Origin of the sequence: Paraburkholderia sp. SIMBA_027 (assembly GCF_046535315.1) — a bacterium.
Classification (GTDB): domain Bacteria; phylum Pseudomonadota; class Gammaproteobacteria; order Burkholderiales; family Burkholderiaceae; genus Paraburkholderia; species Paraburkholderia tropica.
Genome location: NZ_JAWRWY010001040.1, coordinates 1 through 256, shown reverse-complemented (window position 1 = coordinate 256; position 256 = coordinate 1). Strand labels below are relative to the sequence as shown.

Genomic DNA, 256 nt, shown 5'->3' with positions numbered 1-256 from the left:
CCGCCGATGCGAGACCGGTTAACGCTGGACTCAGCCCGGCTCGAACAGATCGCGGCTGCACTCGAATCCGTCGCCTCGCTCGACGATCCCGTCGCCAAAGTGATCGACAGCAAGGTCCAGCCGAACGGCCTTCAGCTAAAGCGCATCAGAGTTCCCCTCGGAGTTGTCGGTATTATTTTCGAAAGCCGCCCGAACGTCACTATGGACGCCGGTGGACTCGCCCTGATGTCTGGCAATGCCGCGCTTCTAAGAGGGA

Annotated in this window: 1 pseudogene; it reads left to right on the top strand. The window is 60.5% G+C overall.

The features are described 5' to 3' along the window. Positions 1–256: pseudogene (locus tag SB764_RS42280) on the top strand (gamma-glutamyl-phosphate reductase); the annotation flags it as partial.